Here is a 19,805-nt window from a genome sequence, read left to right on the forward strand (position 1 = left end):
GACGCGGGTTTTTCAGTTTTTTAAGATGCTACTTTCCGAATCCATGTTTAACGAACACACCGTTTTACCGCAGCTTTATTCGGAAAACTCCCCCCATGTTCAGTCCCGGCTCAGTCCGCATTCAGCGAACGTTCAGCTAGCCGACGTATACTTGATCGAAGCGGGCAATCTTTGGAGGCATAACTATGAAGAACGACAAAAATGCGAGGATTTTGCTCGTCGACGACGAGCCGCATATTCTGCAGTTTTTGGAGATGGGACTTGTCGAGGAGGGTTACCGGATCGCAACCGCGCCGGACGGCATGACCGCCGTCAACCTCGCAGGGGAGTTCCAGCCGCACGTTGTCGTATTGGATGTCATGATACCGGGCATGGACGGATTCGAGACGTGCCGGCTCCTGAAAAAAAAGGGCGCGGACATGGCCGTGATCATGCTTACCGCTAGAGATGAAGTTGAGGATCGGGTTAAAGGACTCAAGCTGGGGGCGGACGACTACTTGGTCAAGCCGTTCAGTTTTGACGAATTGCTCGCGCGTATCGAGGCCAGACTCCGGAACCAGTTCCCTTCCCTGTTCGGCGAGGTGGCGCTCGGTCCTTTCCGTCTGGACGACCGCCGCAGAGAAATCGTCTTCATGGACAGAGTGCTGGAGCTCTCGCCAACGGAATACGATTTGCTCAAGTACTTGGTCATCAATCACGGGATCGTCCTCAGCAAATCCAAGATACTCGATGCGGTTTGGGGCTATGATTTCGGGGGCGAGGAAAACATCGTCGAGGTCTATGTCCGATCGCTAAGGGAGAAGCTGAACGACAAGGAACACCGGCTGATCCGGACGCTGCGCGGTGCCGGGTACAGGGTGGATCTGCCATGAACGGCAGGCGGCGGCCTTTTGCCCATTGGTTGAACCGCCATTCGCTCCGCTTTCAGCTGTTAGCCAGGTCGCTCCTCATTCTGGCCGCTTTGTTAATGCTGATCGGGGTGCTGCAATACGTACTTATGAAAGATTTTCTATACCGGAATGAAGCGGAATCGATGTCCGCAGCGGCCAGAGGGCCTCTAAAAGATATCATGGAACGATTCGGTATCGGAATCGAGCATGACAACCCCGGCGGCGCCAACGACGGAGCGGAGAACCGGCGGGGCCCGGTATTTTTTCTGGAGAACACTTCGTTTGCGTTTGTCGGCACAGACGCCGGCTTCATCGATATTACCGGAGCAAACAACGGCGCTATATCGCCAAAGCTGTCGGAATCGGACTATACGAATGTGCTGACAAATAGGCGTTCTTCCAATCCTTCGCAACCATACCGTGTCGTTCGCGACACCGAAGGCACCGAGCAGCTGCTTGTTTTTCGTCCCGTCGGGGGCCCGGGCGGCCTGAACGGGATTATTCAGATCGGCAAGCCTACCGCTCCGCTCAAAGCCGTGGTGCTGCAGCAATTGGTCATATTCGCCGCGCTTTCGCTGGGGGCGCTGACCGGCGGTTTGGCCTTGTATTTGCCGGTGCTGCGGCGCACGCTGAAGCCGTTGCAGCAGATCGTCGGTACGGTGGAACGGATCGGCGCGGGCAATCTGGACGAACGGTTTCCTGCCCGGCAAGGGCAGGAAGAGATAGACCGGCTGGCGGAATCGTTTAACGGCATGCTGGGCAGATTGGCGGCGTCATTCGAGGCTGAGCGCGAAGCCAAAGAACAGATGAGTCGGTTTATCGCCGACGCTTCCCACGAACTGCGCACGCCGCTCACCTCGATTCATGGATTTATCGAGGTGCTGCTTCGCGGAGCCGCCGACAAGCGGGAACAGTTGTATGCGGCGCTCAACAGCATGCACGGCGAATCCGCCCGCATTAGAAAATTGGTGGAGGATCTGCTGACGCTGGCCAAGCTCGACCGCGCTCCCGGACTTATGCCGCGAGAGACACGGCTGGATGAAGTCATCTCCGAGATGGAGCCGCATCTTCGCATGCTGGCCGGAAACCGAACGCTCCGGTTCGATCTTGCAACCGGACTTCGCGGAATGTACGATCCCGACAAAATAAAGCAAGTCATATTAAACTTGTTTCAGAACGCTGTGCAGCACACGGACCCGGAGCGGGGATTCATTGCGGTGACGCTCCGGTCGGAGGGGAGCTCGGGCTGCATAGCGGTAACGGATAACGGTCCGGGCATCGCAGAACCGCACGTGCCGCACCTGTTCGACCGCTTCTATAGAAGCGATGCATCCCGTACGCGCAAACATGGCGGCGCCGGCTTGGGACTCTCCATCTCCAAGGCGATCGCGGAAGCCCATGGCGGGACCGTCGAAGTCAGCAGCGAAGCGGGCCGCGGCAGCACGTTTACGCTGCGCCTTCCGCTAAGCGTTGCATAAGCATGAAAACCTACTTTCGTCAGTCCTTTGGCCTCAATGTGTTGAGCCAGCGTCTTATGGGATTCGTCGGAGATCACGACCCTGCTGATAAACCCGTTCGTGTGCGATTCCGAAGCGAACGTCATGGAGCCGATTTCCTCCGAAACATCGACGAGCGGCATCCAGAGCGTGATCGTTTTGTCCGTATCGAGCGGCCAATAAACCTGATCCTGATGCCACGGTGTGTGTCCCCTCCCGGCTCTTTAAACAGCGCCTGGTCGTGGTAGATCCGGACGCCCTTCACGCCCATCAGGTCAGCCGCATCCTGGCGATCCCTCCCGGTTAGCGAGCTTAATATTCCCAAGGCATCTTGACCGGCGCCCCGATGTTCTCCGTTCGGAGCAGCATCCTGGCACGCTCGGATAGCCGGTCGTATGTCTCCTGCGGAATCGGCGTTCCTCCGCCTGCGCCGTACCATTCGCGGTTATAGATGAACGCCAGATTGGTCCGCAACGTATCCGTCACGTTCGGCGTTCCGCGGTGCCACATCCGGATATCGCGGATCACCATCGAACCCGCTTTCATGATGACCTTTTCGGAATGCATGTATTTCGCGGCCCGCACCATATCGCCCCAAATGTCGGTATAGCGCGTACTGTCCGGATCGAGATGCGTGCCTCCGGGCCGGGGCCCGCCGTATCCGAAGCGAAATAAACGCACCGGCAATCCGAACCTATCAACTGATCGATAATCGATAAGGCCATAGGGTTGGCCATGATGTGTTCCGCACAGAACGGCTCGATATAAGGCAGGAACATCTGCGCACGGTTCGTTCCGCTGTTGAAGCCTTTCCTGGCTGTGAATTGTTCTAACAGCGGCACGAAAGCTTCGCGCAGCTCTTTAATCTGCCCGTCGCCAAGCACCTGTTCGAGTACGATATACCCGTTCTTTCGCACCTGTTCCGCCGCGATCAGCACATTCTCTTGCTCCAGCAAGCCCGTTTCTCTTTCCCTGTCGCTGAGTTTGATAAACATGCCCTCACCCTCCTACCTGTTGATTAAGGTTCTGCATGCGTTGTCCTTGTTGTCCGTTAAGATCCTGCATCCGTTCCGTGAAAAAGGACATCCCCCGCTTGAAAGCGGTTAATCCGTACAGCATGGAGCTCCAGTCGATGACGGTTACCTTCGTCGGATACCAACGGTCCGGCTGCTCCAGGTGCCACCAGGAATAGCGGTGCAGGCCATACTTGTAGGGATCCCTGAATTTCTCTTCATCTTGAAGATCCTGCGGATTCACGTACTCGTCGTAAGGAATATGCGCCCGGTACAAGGCATACAGGTCGTAGATCCCGGCAGGGTACACCGGAAGGAAACCGGCGACGATGTAAGCGGATGCGATATTGTGCGGCGCGTTGTTGATTTTATCCGCATGATAACCGCCGAAAAGCCCATCGTTGGGACCCGCTCCATATCCCCAAACATAGGAAGGCACATCGCTCAGTTCCTTCCACTTCAACCGATCGGCCATGCAGGCGTTCGCATAGAACTCACGGTAGGTTTCGCTCTTCGCATATTCGGGGACGAGGAAGAACGGAAACTGGTGAACGAACGAAGACAGAAACGCTTGCTCGAACGTCGTATCCGTAAGCACCGGTATGTCGCGGTAGTTGATTTGAGGCAGCTCATTGATCCGTTCCTCGGCAAAGGTGTTATACCACAAATCTTGAATATCCGGATCTTCGGGCTGGCACAGCAGGGCCAGATACGCGACCAAAACATATTCGTTATACGGCGGGAGCGGTGCCCTGCCTTTTCCGTCCTTGACGATCATGTTAATGACGCCTCTCTCTTTGTCGGCCACGACGACGCGCCAATCGACCGACCCCAGCAGCTTGTGAGCCATACCGGCGATTTCAGGCGCGCTATCCTTGAAATGATGTCCGGCGAACAGCGCCCCTGCCACAAGCAGCGACGTATCGATGGTCGATATCTCCGAATGAAGGTTCGCGCCGGTTTCCATATCGACGAAGTGGGCGAAAAATCCGGTGGACGGGTCGCGTTCGGGCTTGCAGCCGTCAATTTCTCCCATCGCCCCGCGCAATGTCTGTTTTACTTTCTCCGCGGCATTGCTGTCCCAGCCCTCCATGTCGGCCACGCAAAGACCGATCAAGCCGACGCCGGTTGCGGCGATGGAGCATCGGCTCTCCGGATTTTCATCCATCGCCAGGTACGCATCCGCGTACAACCCGGTGCGGGGATGGCGGCACGCATCAAGCAATTGATAGGAATCCTTATATTGACGGTCGAAGAATGCCCTCACTTTGTCCGGCAGTTGATTGTATTCGTTCGAAATCGTATTCACAACCACATTCTCCTCTCTTTATCCTTCGGTATCGAATCAATCCATTAACGGAAGCCGATCGTCAAACGGTCGTCTACTCTGGCATGCTTTCTCGAACGCACCAGCGTGACGCTGCCGCTCCGCTCACATACATAATCCCCGCTCGGCATAATCTCCCGATCCGTGCCGATCGCAATAATATCTTCCGGCTGAGTGAGCCGGAATTGCAGCGACCGCTCCGTAACGGCCGTGATTTCGGCTGTGGAATAAACAATCTTCACCCCGTGATAGACGACATTCACAGGCAGCATAACGCCGTCCTTGCCCGACAGCACGAATGACCGGCCTTCGAACAGCGGCTGCCCTTTATCGTAAATATGGATTTCTTTGTCGAACCCGTCCAGATTGAGCATATGAATAAAACGCTCTCCGTCCTGCGTAGCGGTGGAAGTCACGAACACGCCGTGATAAGGGCCGTCCTGCGTAATCCCGGCAGTCGCGCCCAGCCTTTCCAGCGCCTCGCGGAAAAGCGGAATGTCGCACCGGTACGCCGCCGCAAAGACGACCGCCTTCCCTTTTCCGACCTCCGCTTCAAACGCGCACACTTCATCCGTACCGTAAACACGCATGATCGGTTGTGTATTTCCATGCTCGAAAATTTGCGCGAAATGCGATCTGACCTCCGGCCTCGGCGCCGCCCAGCCGTCCGCGCATAAGGACAGATAATAATTCTCCTCAACTCTGCGCGCGCCTTTCGGTTCGACACCGAGCGCATCCGCCAGAATCGTGCAATGCTTGCCTTCCATATCGTAGAGCGGTACTTCCCCGTACAGCAAAACACTTCCGCCGGACACCATGAAATCGGCCAGCTTCCGTTGGATATGAGCATGCATGTAGCGGGCGGACGGGAGCGCGATGACCTTCGTTTTTCCCGGATCGATCGGGCGGTTCTGCACATCGACCGAGCCGAAACGATAACCGGCCAGCAGCATGGCGCGGGCCATAATCTCCCACGGCCCGTGAGCGCGGTTCGCCTCAATGTTCTGAACGATCTCCCGCATCTTCGCGCTTTGCCGATACCGGTATTCGGTCATGTAATAGTCGGGTATGAACGCGAATGCGACATCGTCGCGTTCCTCGTCCATGACGGCCAATTTGTCCGCGACGGCAAGCACTGTCTTATTGACGCGCGCCATTCTCAGATACGTGTACCTTAATTCGCCGTCCGGTCCTACCGGAGCGGCGAAGCCGTGGCGTTCGCCGGTAAACGCAATGCGGTCGTTGCCGTCCCCAAGCTTCAAGTCCATCCGGTAATTGTAGCCGCCGCTGAACAGGTAGAAGTTGATCAGCCGGTTGCCTTGCGCGATGCACATCCGCGTCTTGAAGTCCGCTGCCGACGGATCGAGTCGCCCACCGAACGTTTCGCCGAAGTTTGCATCTCCGCAGTTGAACTCCAGCGACGCAAGCGGCTGATCGGGCAGGTGAACGGCATCCATGAAGCCGTTGATTAAATAAAGGTCCTGAAAGCTTTCCATGTTCAGGTCGCCGAAGTAAATATCGGAGCCCGACAAGTAGCCCGGCGCCTGAGTATACGATTCGTACAGCTGGCTGATCCCGATCGGGTAAGTGAATCCTCTTCCGCCGCCCGTGCCGTGAATGTTGACCAGGAAAGGAATGCCGCTCGCGCCGAACTCCTCCGCGCAGCGCCGCAGCTCCGCAATATATTTCGCAAACCGGCGGCGCATATAATAGCCGAGATCCTGGCGCAGCTCCGCCGCATACTGTTCGGAAGGAGAACGCACGCCCTTCCTGAAGGCATCCTCCTCATCGAGGTTGAACGGATATCTCTGCGCCAGCGTTTCAGCGTCATATTGCAGCTTCAGCCAGGCCGCAAAGTCACTCAGCACATTATCCGTCAAATCCGGCGAGTTGCTTACCCACGAGAGCATGCCGACTTCGTTATCCAACTGAAGGCCGATAACATTTCCGCCTTTGCCGTGCAGCCGCCCGGCCAGAACCGGAATGACTTCGGCGTACCAGCTGCGTGCGGCACGCAGGAAGCTTGGCGCCAAATAATCCACCGTCTTCGTCGAGACCGGCCGTCCGTCCCATGTGACCGGCACGATTTCGGGGAATTTCTCGTACACCCAATAAGGGAGCCCTTCGTTTTTCATTTCCGCCATAATGAACGGACCGGGCCGGGCAATGAAGTAAAGGCCGTTGTCTGCGCAGAGCTCAACGAAGCCGACAAGGTCGAGCTCCGGACGCGTCCTGCCCGTCAAATCGAACTGCCCTTCCTCCGGCTCGTGGCAGAGCCACGGGATATAGGAAGCGACTGCGTTGAAGCCCGCGTCCTTCAGCTTGTCGATCCGGTCCTGCCAATCTTCCTTCGCCAAGCGGTAATAGTGGATTTCGCCGCACATGACGATCTGCGGCCGGCCGTCAATCCAGATTTGTTTATTTTTAATTTCAACCATGTTTTCGCCTTCTTCACTTCGGATTGGCAGAATAGGTGAAACGTTTCGATAGCCATAAAAAAATCCATCCTCACGCACAAAGCTTCCCTGCGGGGCCTAATTAATATTCAGTACCGAATCACGCAAAACGAGCTGCGTCGGAAGCTTGTAGTAAGGTTCCGTGCTGTGTCCCTCCAGCATCTCGAAGATCAAATGGGCCGCAAGCGCGCCGCGCTCATATTTGGGCTGCATGATTGTCGTCAGCGCGGGCTGGACATATTTCGCCAATTCGATATCGTCAAACCCGATCACGGATACGTCGGCCGGCACCTTAATCCCGTGCTCCTTGAAGGCGTTGATGCCCCCGATCGCCATTTCATCGTTCGCATACATGACGGCGCTCGGCAAATTGCCCTGTGCGATCAGCATTTTCGTCATGCTGAAACCGTTCTCGCGGTTGAAAAGCCCGAACTGGTGCAGTCTGTTCCTGCCTTCCAACCCATGCTTTTGCAGCGCTCTTTCATAGCCGTGAATCCGCATGTAATGGAGCTCGCTTACCGTCATGCCGCTGATGTAGGCGATATCCCGATGCCCTTGAGTGATCAGAAGCTCGGCACCCAAATAGGAGCCCGCTTCGTTGTCCACTTCGATGCTGACGATGTGTTCGCTGTCCGCCTTGCGGTCCAGCAGAATGATCGGAAACTTTTTTCTCGCCGATTTAATGAGGATTTCCTCGCTGATGTTGTGGGCCAGCACGATAGCGCCGTCAACCCGCTTCTCCGTCAAAAATTTAACCGCCGTCGACGTTTCGCCGCCGACCGAGCTGCAGGCCAGCAAGTCGTACCCTTTCGACAAGGTCACTTCCTGGATGCCTTTCACCAATTCCGCATAGTACGGGCCGGCCAAATCGGTGACGATCAGCGCGATCGTTCTCGTGCTGCTCCGCTTCAGATCCGAGGCGATCCCGTTCTTCTGATAATTCAGCTGGCGGGCGGCGTCCAATATTTTTTCCTTTGTCTTTTTGCTTATTTTAGTATCGTTATTCAGGGCATAAGACACCGTCGATATCGATACTCCGGCCATCCTGGCGATATCTTTGATCGTAGCCATGTCGGTATCTCCATTTTCTATGAATATTAAAATTTCCTTATTATAACATGAGATCCTTGACCTAAAGCACCTTATTTTTTCAATTCGCCTTTTTAAACTTGAGCGTGACGGCCTCGCTTAGATTGCGCAGCACCAACCGCCCATTCACACTAACTGCCGGCATGTTCACGCTCCATTTGCCCGTGATGCGCATGCTCACCGTCCCGCTCTTGCCCACCGGCCGCACCGTCAGCCTCACCTCGTCGTCGCCCGCTTGAAGTTCGGTGATCTCAACCGTGGCATATTCGATTCGAAGCCCGGGATGCAGCTCAAAGTTTCTTACAAACAACGCACCGGAGCACGGCGGAAGCACGATCTCTTCCCCGTCGAACAGCGGCTGTCCGTTCTCATAGATTTGTCCGGCCTGCTCAATCTCATCATAGTTGCCGATCTTTTAGTGTTCATCCTCATTCTCCGGTGATGCCGGTTTTGTCGACGACCTCTACAAACCATTTCTGGGCGAAAAGATAAAGCGTGAGCAGGGGCAATATGATAAGCACGGTGCCCGCAAGCTTGATGGATTCGTTGATATTCACGGTCTGGCTCGCCCCCTGGCTTGAAGAGAAAGCCTGCTTGAACGCGATATCGAACGTTTGGAGCATAACCGGCAGCGTTCTCATGCTTTCGCCGAGATACAGCGATGCCGTATACGTCTCATTCCAATGCCAGACGAGCGAGAACAGAAACACGACGACGATGGCCGGCACCGAGATCGGCATGATGATGCGGAAGAAGATCGCAAGCGCCCCCGCTCCGTCAAGCTGGGCGGATTCTTCCAGCGATTTGGGTATCGTTCTGAAAAATTGCGTGTAGATCAGGATGAACAGCGCACTTTTGATGCCCCCCGCGAAAATCGCGGGAATAATGAAAGGCAGCGGCGAGCCCAGCATGCCGTATTCCTTAAACAGAAGGAACAGCGGGATCATGACGACCTGCACCGGGATGATGAATGTGAACAGGATGAATACGAACATCAGATTTTTCCCCGGAAAGTTGAACCGCGCAAAGCCGTAGCCGACGAACGCGCAGGAGATCGTTTGGGCGATGGCCGGCAGTACCGAGTTTAACAAAGATGCGGCGAACGCCTTCGGAAAATCCAGCACTTCCCATGCTTTCTGATAGTTGTCGAAATACAGCGATTTCGGCAGCCACTGGACGGTCGGATCGAGCAAATCCTGCAGGCTCTTGAAGCTTTGCGAGGTCATGAACAGAAACGGATACAAATAGACGAACCCGATGCTGATCAGCAGAGCGTACACGACCAGCTTGAGAACAAGGCCGTCGTTGCCCTGCTTGCCGAGCAGAAACTTTTTAATCTTGTACCAGAATCTTTCGACGACTGATTTATCCAGCCTCCGGATTGCTTTGCCTAATGATGGGAGCTCTTCCTTCATCCCATTCACCTCCCTGCTTTTCTCGGATTGTAGTCGTCGTTTCGGCCGAAGACCAGGACCACGACCAGAAGGATGGTGAAGATCACCATAAAATAAATCCATGCAAGCGCGGTTGCGTACCCGAACCCCGTATCGATCTGGAACATGTTCACTTTAATCAGGTCGATGACGTTGTTAAGCGAGTTGGTGAATAGATCGACCACCGTATAGATGATGTTGACCAGGATGAAAGGCTTGATGCTCGGCAGCGTAATCTTCCAAAAGATTTCCCAGGGCGAGGCCCCGTCGATCGAGGCCGCTTCATAAATTTGGCTGTTCACCTTCTGCAATCCGGCGAGGAAAATCAGGATCTGCACGCCCGAGTACCACAGAATGACGATCAGCTGTTGGATAATGCTGATAATCGGCTCCGACCACGAGGGGTCCAGATTGTTTTGCAAATAGTCGATGATGCCGTAACGCTCGACGATCGGCACCGACGCGGCGCCCTGCGCAAACAGCTCTTTGACGACCTGTCCGCTCGTGATGACGACCGGCAAGAAGAAAATCGCCCGGAAAAATCCTTTGAACCGTATCGGCTGGTTAATCAGGAGAGCGACCAGCAGCGAGAAAACGATGACGATCGGAATCATGAACACAACCGATTTAATAAACATCAGCAGTTCTTCCACGTATTTCGGATCGGACAGAAACGCATATTTGAAATTGTTCCATCGGATGAAATCCTTCTTGATGCCGTTGGATGAGATAATGACTTTATTAAAGCTCATATTCAGCGAAAAATAGATCGGATACGCCATAAACAGCAGGAATCCGAGTATCCACGGCAGCACGAACATGTAGCCCGTCATCATTTCCCTGTTTCTTCGAAACATTCTCCGCAGCATTGTCATTCACCCCCGACTGTCACAAAACCCATTGGAGGGACGGTGCGGCCTCGCACCTGCATATCCTTCTGCCGGTAATTGACGATTATTTTCACGCCGTTCGAGTACACGACCTCCACCACGCCCCAGTCGAGCACATTGCGCTCTTCGATCGCGGCGTTCTGCACCTGCTTTAACGCGCTGTTCACTTTCTCATACGTCGTCTTGATGTCCGCTCTCCAATCCTCGAAATACGAGGTGAACAGGTGGTTTGACAGCGTGTCCTTTAATTTCCACGACGGCTCGTTCATCACGTAATAGGAAGGATACGCGCCGTACTCGATCATCCGGAGCATGTATTCCTGCGGATTCGCGTTGTAATTGACGTTGGGAGCGAAATAGTCGCGATAGCCGTGCAGGACCGTCTGCAGAAAAGGAACCGTGTCCGTGGCAAACATATACTGCGACGAATACAGCGGCATTTCGTACATTTGATCCGCATACCGCCACATATAATCGAACGGCTTGTAATACGCCAATTTATCCGTTTGCTCGCGCAAGGTCCGGCTTAGTTTCTGGTATTCGTCCGCGGCCTCGGCTCTGGACATTCCGTCCTTCGGATTGAAATCCGAATACAGGATCCACCCGGTTTTATCCAACGCCAGCGCGTCTATGCCCATGTCCGCAAATTGCCGGACGTCTTTGGCCGCGATCCTGCCCGCCGCGGTCGGATTCATGAAATAGACGGTCAAGTCGGCGCTGCTCTCCGCGTCGAACCAGAGATAGTAGATGTCGCTCATCACCCGGTTGCCTGCCGTCCGCAGTCCGTCGACCTTCGGATTGAAATGATCGTTGCTGCCGAAAGCATTCGTATAGTCGTTGTAAAGATACAGCGACACGCCCTTCTGCTCGAGGTCTTCCTTCAGCCGCATCAGCTTTTGCTTCCCGCCGAGATCCTTCGACACCGGGAACTTATCGGGATTGTTTCCGTTCACGCCGCCGCTGTTCCAGCCTTGGAATACCGCGGAAATGTTGCGGATCCCGTCGCTTTGCAGCCGGTCGATGATCGATTCGGCCTCTTCGAAGCTCGTCATTTTGACGACACGGTTGCCTATAAGTCCCGGCGTCTTCTCCGCGCCGAGCATTTCGACCTTCAGCGGAATATCCCCTTCAGACTTCCGCTTCGGCGCGAGCACTCCTTGCTCCTCGAGATAGCCGCGGTAAGCCTTGGCCATGCCGACATAATCGGCGTCCTTGCCGCTCAGGAACATGTACCGTACCTGCCGGTCATCGCGATTTCTTTCCTTCTGATAGGTATTGAAGCCGCCCATGCTTTTGCTTGTCGGCTGGAAGTACGGGTAGCGCAGCATAAACTTCGGCGACGCCCAATAAAAATCCGTGTTCACGCCGCTTGGATAAGCGGAAATCCGCGCGTTGTATTTGCCGTCTTCGATTATCCCGATGAAGCCGTTCTGTTTAACCCCATGCACGAATCCGAACACGGGCATCATAATCGGCTGCTCGGGCAGGGTGAACCGGTCTTTCACCGATTCCACCGCCATATCCAGGCCGTACACCCTGCCCTCGAACGCCTGGTCGTACTGCGGGTGGTTTTGCTGGAACCGGATCAGCGCCCCGCTGCCGTCGGGGATAAAGATATAACCCGGACGCTCGTTTTTGCGGACCGCCCCCAGAAAAGGAAATGGCTGAATCGACGAGAGCCTGCCGGCTCCTTTCTCCACGATCGCCTGATCGGGAAGCCTGACGACGAGGGAGTCGGCTTCGAGCTTCACTTCCATCGCAAACGTCACACCGATGTTTTCCAGCGCATAGGTGGCGGAGAAGCCGTCCGGCAAAGGCTGAATCCGCTGCGTGGCGGCTCCGAGCGAACGGTAGCTGCCCCTGTTCTGCATCGCGCTCTCGTCGAAGTACTCCACCAGGAAAGGCGAGCGGACCGCCGCGCCCCACTCTTCGTTGAGCCGGGCCTGGGCGATCGTCGTCTCGTCCGGCACGGAGCTCCATACATATCCCGTCGCTTTATTTTTAATCATGACGCTTTGCGCGTCATTTGACGCGAACAGCTGCAGACTTTCGTTCTCCGCCATCAGCTTCATGCCCTCCGGCACGTTCCGCGCCGGCACCTTCGCGCCTCCGGCCTGCTCGGGCGCGGTATAGCTGTTGATTTTATACTGGACGGGGCTATCCTCCGGTTTGGCGAGGGTGGGCTCGGGCGGATCGGCGCCCGGTTCTTCGCCCAGCGCCAGCCGCACGATTCCGAAGAACAGCAGGCAGACGAGAGCGATGTAGCCGGCTCCCTTAATAACGGTAGACACGATACTTCACCTCTTGGAAGATAGAATACATAAAGTCCGTAACCTGGTTGGAGAGTCCGAACAGGATGAAGACCAGCAGCGCCATAATCAGCATACCGAACAAGGTTAAGAGAATGTTTTTGATCGTCTGCCCGATTTCATAGCCGTGGATTTCCTTGACCATCATGAACATGAGGAAGACGGAATACACGACGATCAGGTTGGAAGCGAAGTCGTACAGCACAACCTCCAGCGACGTCAAGCCTTTGGACATGACCGCCACCGGCGCGGCAAAAATAAAATAAGGGCCTAGCGCGTATACGGAGCCTTTATAGATATCCTTGAATTTCCCTTCGCCGTCGTTGATCGTGCTGACCAAATAGTTGGCGATCAGCCAGGCGAAGAAAGGAATGTACACCTTGAATGCCTCGGAGAGCAAGCTGATTTTTTTGACGTCCCAACTTGTAAACAGGAAATTCGTGTAATAGATTTCCACCACTCTCACAACGAACAGCAGAATAAGCAGAATCGTCGCGGACCATACAGACGCTTTGCCTTCGTTTTCAAGCTCGTAAAAGCCGTCGACCGGGTGCCGCATCATGCGGAACGCGTGCAGAAGCTGCGCAATAAGCTTGCGGCTTTTCAGCCATTTCCAGCCCGCGACCGCCTCGCGTCCGAAGCCGTATTTGCGGTAGAGCTTGCGCAATATCGCGATAGCAGACAAGGCAAGCCCGATGCCGACGAGAAATTTGGAGGCGTACTCCATCAGCCATGCCCGCCGGATTTCCCAGTAAGCGTTGGAATACTCGGCCTTGTTGCCTGCCGTCTTGAACTCCTCGAGCGCCGTGGCGTAGTCCCCTTGCTTCATGGCCGCCATGCCGAGTCCGGTATGGGCCAGACCGAACATGCTGTTGAGGCGGAGTACCTTGCGCCACGGCTCTTCGCTCTTCGCGTATTTGCCGTCCATGTAATACACAAGGGCTTCGCGCACGACATCGGCGAACTCCGTCGGCTTCAGAATTTGAATGTTGCTGCGCTGTTTATCGGTAATAAACAGCCTGCCGTCCGAGCTGACCGCTATGCCGCTGGGCGACTTGAACAGTCCCAGGCGCTGGCTTCCCACATCGTTTCCTCCGAAAACAAAGAGCACCTGGCCGTCCTGATTGTATTCGACGATCCGGCCCCTGAAGGAGTCGACAGCATAAAAGTTTCCCAGCCGATCCACCGTAATGTCCGCGATATCCATCGGCGACCAAACATCGGCAAACAAATTTTTACCGGCAACATTCAGCTTTCGGATCCCGTCGAAGCCTTTGCCGATGGTGCTGGTGAACACGAGTCCTTCGCCGTCGATCGCCACGTTCGTGGCCGACGGCGGCAGCCGCTTCATCAATTGGTCCATCTGGGCTTCGGTGTAGAACATGCGCTGCAGATATCTGGTTAAGTTGAATTCGGTTTTATTGCCGCCGAAATAGCCGAAAAATTCACCCTCCCGGCTGATCTGGATCAACCCCTGGATCGTGCCTTCGCCCACCACATACAGATTTTTCCGTTTATCCGCGATCACCTTCGTCGGCTTGAAAGGACTGTTCTTCCCGAACAAGCGGGAATCCGGCTTGCCGAACTGTTTCAGCAAGGAACCGTCCTTCCCGAACAGGAACACCTTGCTTACGCCGTAATCGGCCACGTAGACCGTGCCTTCTTCATCGACATACACGCCGGTGGGCTTGGACAGCACGTCCTTGCCGATGGTCCGCAAGTAATTGCCCCATCGGTCGAATACCACAACCCGCCGGTTGCCGGTATCCGCAACGTACACCTCGTCGCGTGCGTCAATAAAAATATCTTCCGGGCGCGAGAGCGGCACGCTCGTCACGATGCCTTCCCCGTCCTTTTCGGCAATGTTGAATCCGTCCACCGCACCTGCGGGCAGGTAAGCGCTTTGGGTCCAGACCGGACCGTCGGCGTCGAACGTATACGTAAAGTAAGGCGCATTGGCGAAAGCGGGCGCGGGTTGCAGCATTAAGGCAAATACTGCGAGAAGCAGAACGTATTTGAACTTCACCAAGCTTTCCTCCTCCGCTATTTCAGCCCCGAATGCGCCATGGTGTCAAGTACTCTGCTCTGCATGATAACGAAAATAATCAGGTTGGGCACGAACATGATAAGCGCCGCCGCCGCTGCGATTCCCTGGCCTGCGACTTTGTTCTCCAGATTGCCTGTCAGCGTCGTCATATAGAAGGCAAAGGTTCGAAGCGTCTCGGTATTCATGTAGATCTCCGAAGTTTCGGTGTTGTTCCAGGCCGTTTGAAACGCCAGGATCGCGACTGTCGCCAGTGCAGGCATGATCACGGGGATAATGACTTTGCGGAACACCGTGAAATTCCCCGCCCCGTCCATCGCCGCGGCTTCAATCAAATCGTTCGGAATCTGATCGACGAACTGCTTGATCAGGAACAGGCCTACAGGCATCGCCAGCAGCGGAATGATATGGCCGAGCATATTGTCCGTAAGTCCCAGCCCGTCGACGATCAGATAGCGGGGGATGGCGACGGACGCCGGCACGAACATGAGCGCAATAATATTGGCCTCGAAAATGACGCCTTTGCTCTTGAACTTCAGCTTCGACAGGGCGAACCCGGCCATGGCGCTGATCACGATGCTGAGGAACACGACGGCGCCGGTGACGACGATGCTGTTAAACAGAAACCTTGTCATCGGGATGACCGTTACGCTGGTCACGTTGATCAGGTCGTAGAAATTTTTAAGCGACGGATTGTCCACGAAAAACCGCGGCGGATATAGAAAAAGTTCATTGATCGGCTTGAGCGATTGCGAGAACATAAACACGATCGGCATGATCATGAACACGGCCAAGGCGATTAGGAACAGATAGAACTTGATTTGCGATCGGTTGAACGTTGCCGGGTTGATTTTGCTTCCTTGGAATGAGCTCATGTCCCACCTCTTAGTCTTTTTCCGAGAACAGCCTCCAGCATATTTTGGACAGCCCGTACACGATGACGAGCAGCACGGCGGAAACTGCCGACGCATAACCCATGTCGTATCGGATGAACCCGTAGTCCTGGATGTGGTTGACCATAACCTGGCCCGCATATTGCGGTGTCGGATTGGCGCCCGAGAGCTGGACGCCGATGTCGCCGGCCTGGAAGGTGCCGACCACGGCCATTACGGCGCCGAACAGCATTTGCGGCTTCATGGACGGTATCGTAATATACCAGAGCTCCTGCAGCCGGTTCTTGATTCCGTCGATGTAACCGGCCTCGTACAGCTCGGGGTTGATGTTCAATATGCCGGCTAGCATGGCAAGGAACCCTACGCCCATGCTGTTCCAGAGCGTAACGACGACCATGATCGCCATCAAATATTTCGGCGATTGCGTCCACTGGATCGGTTCGGAAATGATCCCGATGCCGAGCAGGAAATTGTTCAGGTAGCCCGCGGCGTCTCCGCTGAACACGACAAGCCATACGACGGCCATCGCGACCGAAGCCGTCATGGACGGCGAGTAAATGGCAAGCGTCAGCAAAGATCTGGACCGTCTCGGAATCTGGGCCAGGAGCCAGGCCAGCCAGAACGACAGAATATACCCGCCCGGTCCGACCAGCAAAGAGAACTTGAACGTGTTCGGCAGGACGTACATCATGAATATATTATCCTGGGTCAGCAGGTTTACATAGTTTTTCAAGCCGATGAACACAGGCGCTTGGACGGTATTGAAATACGTAAACGATAAATAAATGGCCACGATGACCGGAATGACGATAAATATCGTAAACATGACGACGAACGGGCCGACGAAAATCATGGCGTCCAGTTCCCTGCGCAAGCTTTTGCTCCATCTCACTCGTCCTCACCTCTTGCCCCGTCGACATCCTTAATGGAAGGCACTTTCAATTTCTTCACGACCTTGCCGTCTTTCACATAACCGAACTCTTCCATCTTCTTCATAATCTCGCGGTTGGCGAGTATGACGGCGTCTTCAATCGTCTTTCTCGGATTTTTCCCGTCGATGACGACTTTGTTCCAGGAGTTGCTGAGCTCTCTGTCCAGCATATAATCGCCCGGGATGCGGGCCACATCCTTCAGCCATTTCCACTGCTCGAGAATGACGTCCAGATCTTCCTCCGGCCATGGCAATTGAGCGAACGCTTCAAGATTGGCGCTGTTCCAACGGTACGCAGGTCCGTAGCTGGTTTCGATCAAATTGCCGAATTCCGCCTGCGCTTCCGCGGAGGTCCACCACTTGATGAACGCCCAGGCCTGCTCCTGCTTTGCGCTGCTCTTGAAGGCAACGACGCCTTGCCCGGTACCGGGCGCCCACCGCACGATTTCGCCCTGTTCGTTTCTCACGCCCGGATAAGGCGCGATCTTCCACGAGCCGGCAAGCTCGGGCGCGGCCGTCGTCAGCTCCACATACGTGTTGTAGTTGGATATGCCGACCGGCAAATTGCCGTCGCGGAATTGATTGTAAAAATTCGCCACCTGCAGCGGCATGTTGTACACCGTGAAAATATTTGTCATAAGCTTGAAGCCTTCCAGTGCCTGCTCGCTGTCCACGGCGCTTCTGGTCCCGTCCTCCGAGAACAACTCTCCGCCCTGCTGGTAAATAAAAGGCGCCGTGAGGCTGAAGTTCTTCAATGCGGCCGAATCGGCGATCGGAACGTAGAAATTCATGCCGTAGCGCTGAAGGTCCGGCAGGATGCCCAGCACCTCGTCCCAGGTTTGCGGCACCTTCAGCTTCAAGGCGTCCAGAATGTCCTTCCGGTAGTAAAGAACCCAGAAATTTTGCGTTTCCGGCAGCGCGTATACATTCCCATCGAATATGAACGGCAGCATCGCTCCCGGAGAAAATCTGCCCGCAACCTCCTCGTAATCGGGATACCGGCTGAGGTCCGTCAACGCGCCGCGCAGCGCGAGTTCGTAAGGCAGCTTCTCACTGACGCCGAGCGCCGCGTCGGGCGATGCTCCGGAGGCATTCGCCAGGATCAGCTTTTGCTCGTTGGGCATGATCGATAAAGAAACCCGGATCCCGGTCTTCTCCGTAAATTCCCGGTCCGCCATCTGCTGCATGAGCATGACATACTGCCTTGGCCGGTTTACCCATATTCGCAGCGAGCCTTCGTCTGCCGGATTGATCCGCGAGTAATCCTTGGCAAACGACAGGAAGAATGATTTGCTCATCGACCGGACTTTCGGCCACCAGCCCGCTGCAGCCTTCGGCAGCCTGGAGTTCGCATAAATGTAAAATTTATCGATTTGCAGCTCCTGTTTCGGCAAAACAAGCAGCAGATCGCCCAATTTCTGGTTGACCGAGCCGGAGCCCTCCGATATTCGATCGAACCGGTAGGGTATCGATTCGGGATCATCGGCCAGCTTCTCCAGCTGTTCGGCGCTGATCGTCAGATTGCGCGCCTCATCCGGGCTTCTGCCGCTGACTTCCCGCAAATACCCGTACTCTTCGCGAAGCTTTGCGGCGATTCCGTTAAGCCTTTCCGTGATGTCGGGCATTTGCTCGGTGATGTTCCAATCCCGGTTGACGTCCTGCGTATTGCCGGTAGCCATCTTGATTTCAAGATTAAGGGAGCCCAGCTGATCCATGGCCTCTCTTACCGTCTGTATGGCCCGTTGGTATGGAGCAGGATTCGCCACCAGCGAAAGCCGGTGTTCTCCTTTCGTCAGATAAAACTGAAACGCTTCGCCCTTCCCGTCGTTCAGCACTTCATTTCTCCAATCCGGCGCATACGCGAACGGATAGGCGGCTGCCTCCCGAAAAGGCACCTTTCCATCAAGCAGCAGCTTGCGGAACACCGGCATGTTGGTCTTGAAAAACTGCGTGTATTTAAAGGCAATTTGATAATAGCCGTCCTGCGGGGCTGTGATTTTCCAGGTCACGCTTTGTCCGCCTTGCTTCCAGCTGTCCGCTCCGATCGTATTCAAAGTGATGAGAGAGCCTCTGTACGGCGTCACATTGATATCGCCGCTCGCCACAGCCTGAATATAAGAGTCGGATCGCGTCGCCGGCTTCTCGGCTTCATAGGTTTGTAAAATCTCGCCGGCCGGCCGGGCCTCGCCTTTGTTTTGCCGGAGATACTCCTTGTAATCGGGAATCGTCTCCGGTGACTTGACGGTTACCCGCCCTACCTGCATGGCCTCGCGAATGTAGACCAATTGAATGCTGTTGCTGCCCTTCCTCAGAAAAAATTTCAGCGGTTCATCGTGAAGATAGCTTGCGTCCATAAGATCGACAGTCTGCCATTCCGACATTTCAACCTGCCTGGCATATACATCGTTTCCGAGCTTATCGCGTTGAAACTCTCCGGATTCGTTCGTCCACAGGCGCGGAAACACGATCCGCCTCGCTTCGAAATAGGGATACTCCCCGTTTATCTTGATGCCTCGTTCCGGTGCGGTAATTTTGCCGGGAAGCGCCAAATAATCTATCTGAATCCGGTAAAGTCCGTCCTGCGGCACATTGACCCGGAAATTGAGTTCGCTCGTCGTTTCTTCCCATACTACCGCAGCTCCATCATAGCCTTGCGCATTCGAAACGGAAGCCATCGGCGTCCGGCCGTTTCCGGCACGCATTTGGCCCGGATAAATCACCGTCTGAAAAGGTTGAACGTCACCATACTGTTTCTCCCACCCGGCGAGTACCTGGGCGTAATCTTCCTCGACAATTTGCTGCGTGAGCGGGCTTTCATTCCGTTTCGCGTCCGTTGATTGGCCGTCCTGTGCATCTTCTTGGGCGCTCTCGTCACCGCCGCCGAATAAATCATCCAGCAGACTCTTGGTGTCTTCTTGCGGATTTGCAGCTGCCGGACGCGGGCCGGAGGCGACAATGACGAAACACAGCATACATAGGACAAGCAGCAATGCCGGCGCTTTACGTTTCATAACTCTACCCCTCTTTGCAGTGA

At 55.0% G+C, this 19,805-nt stretch carries 15 protein-coding genes and 1 pseudogene; 2 read left to right on the forward strand and 14 right to left on the reverse strand.

Annotated features, from left to right (window positions below; genetic code table 11):
* Positions 1-185: 185 nt before the first annotated feature.
* Entirely contained in the window at positions 186-872 is a 687-nt protein-coding gene (locus BG52_RS07065) for a response regulator transcription factor (RefSeq protein ID WP_036583844.1), read from the forward strand.
* On the forward strand, positions 869-2,368 hold the full coding sequence (locus BG52_RS07070) for a sensor histidine kinase (RefSeq protein ID WP_036583842.1): 1,500 nt from the start codon (positions 869-871) through the stop codon (positions 2,366-2,368). Before BG52_RS07065 ends, BG52_RS07070 begins: the two co-directional genes overlap by 4 nt.
* Before the next feature lie 110 nt (positions 2,369-2,478).
* On the opposite strand, the pseudogene BG52_RS16625 reads toward BG52_RS07070, so the two are convergent.
* The 14 genes and pseudogenes from BG52_RS16625 to BG52_RS07135 form a co-directional block, all read right to left on the reverse strand.
* Positions 2,479-2,544 (reverse strand): annotated as a pseudogene (locus BG52_RS16625) (hypothetical protein); the annotation flags it as partial.
* Between the two features lie 154 nt (positions 2,545-2,698).
* Positions 2,699-2,932: a hypothetical protein gene (locus BG52_RS15620; RefSeq protein ID WP_036583841.1), complete on the reverse strand. Its 234-nt coding sequence runs from the start codon at positions 2,930-2,932 to the stop codon at positions 2,699-2,701.
* Positions 2,929-3,381, reverse strand: a complete 453-nt coding sequence (locus BG52_RS07080) for a phytanoyl-CoA dioxygenase family protein (protein ID WP_036583838.1) — start codon at positions 3,379-3,381, stop codon at positions 2,929-2,931. The genes BG52_RS15620 and BG52_RS07080 overlap by 4 nt, the downstream gene beginning before the upstream one ends.
* Positions 3,382-3,385: 4 nt before the next feature.
* Positions 3,386-4,708 carry a hypothetical protein gene (locus BG52_RS07085; RefSeq protein WP_051587857.1) on the reverse strand — a complete coding sequence of 441 codons (1,323 nt, stop codon included), beginning with the start codon at positions 4,706-4,708 and terminating at the stop codon, positions 3,386-3,388.
* A 44-nt stretch (positions 4,709-4,752) separates the two neighbouring features.
* Positions 4,753-7,164 (reverse strand): beta-galactosidase, encoded by a 2,412-nt coding sequence (locus BG52_RS07090; RefSeq protein WP_036583836.1) that lies wholly within the window; start codon positions 7,162-7,164, stop codon positions 4,753-4,755.
* A 96-nt stretch (positions 7,165-7,260) separates the two neighbouring features.
* A complete protein-coding gene (locus tag BG52_RS07095) occupies positions 7,261-8,253 on the reverse strand; it encodes a LacI family DNA-binding transcriptional regulator (protein ID WP_036583834.1) in 993 nt (330 codons plus the stop codon).
* A 79-nt stretch (positions 8,254-8,332) separates the two neighbouring features.
* Positions 8,333-8,605, reverse strand: coding sequence for a hypothetical protein (locus BG52_RS07100; protein ID WP_036583831.1), 273 nt, complete (start codon positions 8,603-8,605; stop codon positions 8,333-8,335).
* Between the two features lie 94 nt (positions 8,606-8,699).
* The gene (locus BG52_RS07105; protein WP_190287488.1) at positions 8,700-9,686 is read right to left on the reverse strand and encodes a carbohydrate ABC transporter permease; all 987 of its coding nucleotides are present in this window, start codon (positions 9,684-9,686) and stop codon (positions 8,700-8,702) included.
* A gap of 5 nt (positions 9,687-9,691) precedes the next feature.
* Complete coding sequence (locus BG52_RS07110) at positions 9,692-10,573, reverse strand: carbohydrate ABC transporter permease (RefSeq protein ID WP_051587858.1); 882 nt, start codon at positions 10,571-10,573, stop codon at positions 9,692-9,694.
* A 2-nt stretch (positions 10,574-10,575) separates the two neighbouring features.
* A complete protein-coding gene (locus BG52_RS07115; protein ID WP_036583828.1) occupies positions 10,576-12,885 on the reverse strand; it encodes a DUF5696 domain-containing protein in 2,310 nt (769 codons plus the stop codon).
* Positions 12,869-14,929 carry a YIP1 family protein gene (locus BG52_RS07120; protein ID WP_051587861.1) on the reverse strand — a complete coding sequence of 687 codons (2,061 nt, stop codon included), beginning with the start codon at positions 14,927-14,929 and terminating at the stop codon, positions 12,869-12,871. The genes BG52_RS07115 and BG52_RS07120 overlap by 17 nt, the downstream gene beginning before the upstream one ends.
* A 17-nt stretch (positions 14,930-14,946) precedes the next feature.
* A complete protein-coding gene (locus tag BG52_RS07125; protein ID WP_036583826.1) occupies positions 14,947-15,822 on the reverse strand; it encodes a carbohydrate ABC transporter permease in 876 nt (291 codons plus the stop codon).
* Positions 15,823-15,832: 10 nt separating this feature from the next.
* Positions 15,833-16,732: a carbohydrate ABC transporter permease gene (locus BG52_RS07130; protein ID WP_036583823.1), complete on the reverse strand. Its 900-nt coding sequence runs from the start codon at positions 16,730-16,732 to the stop codon at positions 15,833-15,835.
* Positions 16,729-19,782 carry an extracellular solute-binding protein gene (locus BG52_RS07135; protein ID WP_051587864.1) on the reverse strand — a complete coding sequence of 1,018 codons (3,054 nt, stop codon included), beginning with the start codon at positions 19,780-19,782 and terminating at the stop codon, positions 16,729-16,731. Before BG52_RS07135 ends, BG52_RS07130 begins: the two co-directional genes overlap by 4 nt.
* Positions 19,783-19,805 lie beyond the last annotated feature (23 nt).

Origin of the sequence: Paenibacillus darwinianus, assembly GCF_000598065.1 — a bacterium.
Lineage (GTDB): Bacteria > Bacillota > Bacilli > Paenibacillales > Paenibacillaceae > Paenibacillus_I > Paenibacillus_I darwinianus.

What these genes read in the sequence shown, in the direction of transcription:
- BG52_RS07125 (WP_036583826.1), bottom strand. Translation starts at nt 15,822, where the DNA reads ATGAGCTCATTCCAAGGAAGCAAAATCAACCCGGCAACGTTCAACCGA.
- BG52_RS07135 (WP_051587864.1), bottom strand. Translation starts at nt 19,782, where the DNA reads ATGAAACGTAAAGCGCCGGCATTGCTGCTTGTCCTATGTATGCTGTGT.
- BG52_RS07090 (WP_036583836.1), bottom strand. Translation starts at nt 7,164, where the DNA reads ATGGTTGAAATTAAAAATAAACAAATCTGGATTGACGGCCGGCCGCAG.
- BG52_RS07070 (WP_036583842.1), top strand. Translation starts at nt 869, where the DNA reads ATGAACGGCAGGCGGCGGCCTTTTGCCCATTGGTTGAACCGCCATTCG.
- BG52_RS07080 (WP_036583838.1), bottom strand. Translation starts at nt 3,381, where the DNA reads ATGTTTATCAAACTCAGCGACAGGGAAAGAGAAACGGGCTTGCTGGAG.
- BG52_RS15620 (WP_036583841.1), bottom strand. Translation starts at nt 2,932, where the DNA reads ATGAAAGCGGGTTCGATGGTGATCCGCGATATCCGGATGTGGCACCGC.
- BG52_RS07110 (WP_051587858.1), bottom strand. Translation starts at nt 10,573, where the DNA reads ATGCTGCGGAGAATGTTTCGAAGAAACAGGGAAATGATGACGGGCTAC.
- BG52_RS07065 (WP_036583844.1), top strand. Translation starts at nt 186, where the DNA reads ATGAAGAACGACAAAAATGCGAGGATTTTGCTCGTCGACGACGAGCCG.
- BG52_RS07095 (WP_036583834.1), bottom strand. Translation starts at nt 8,253, where the DNA reads ATGGCTACGATCAAAGATATCGCCAGGATGGCCGGAGTATCGATATCG.
- BG52_RS07105 (WP_190287488.1), bottom strand. Translation starts at nt 9,686, where the DNA reads ATGAAGGAAGAGCTCCCATCATTAGGCAAAGCAATCCGGAGGCTGGAT.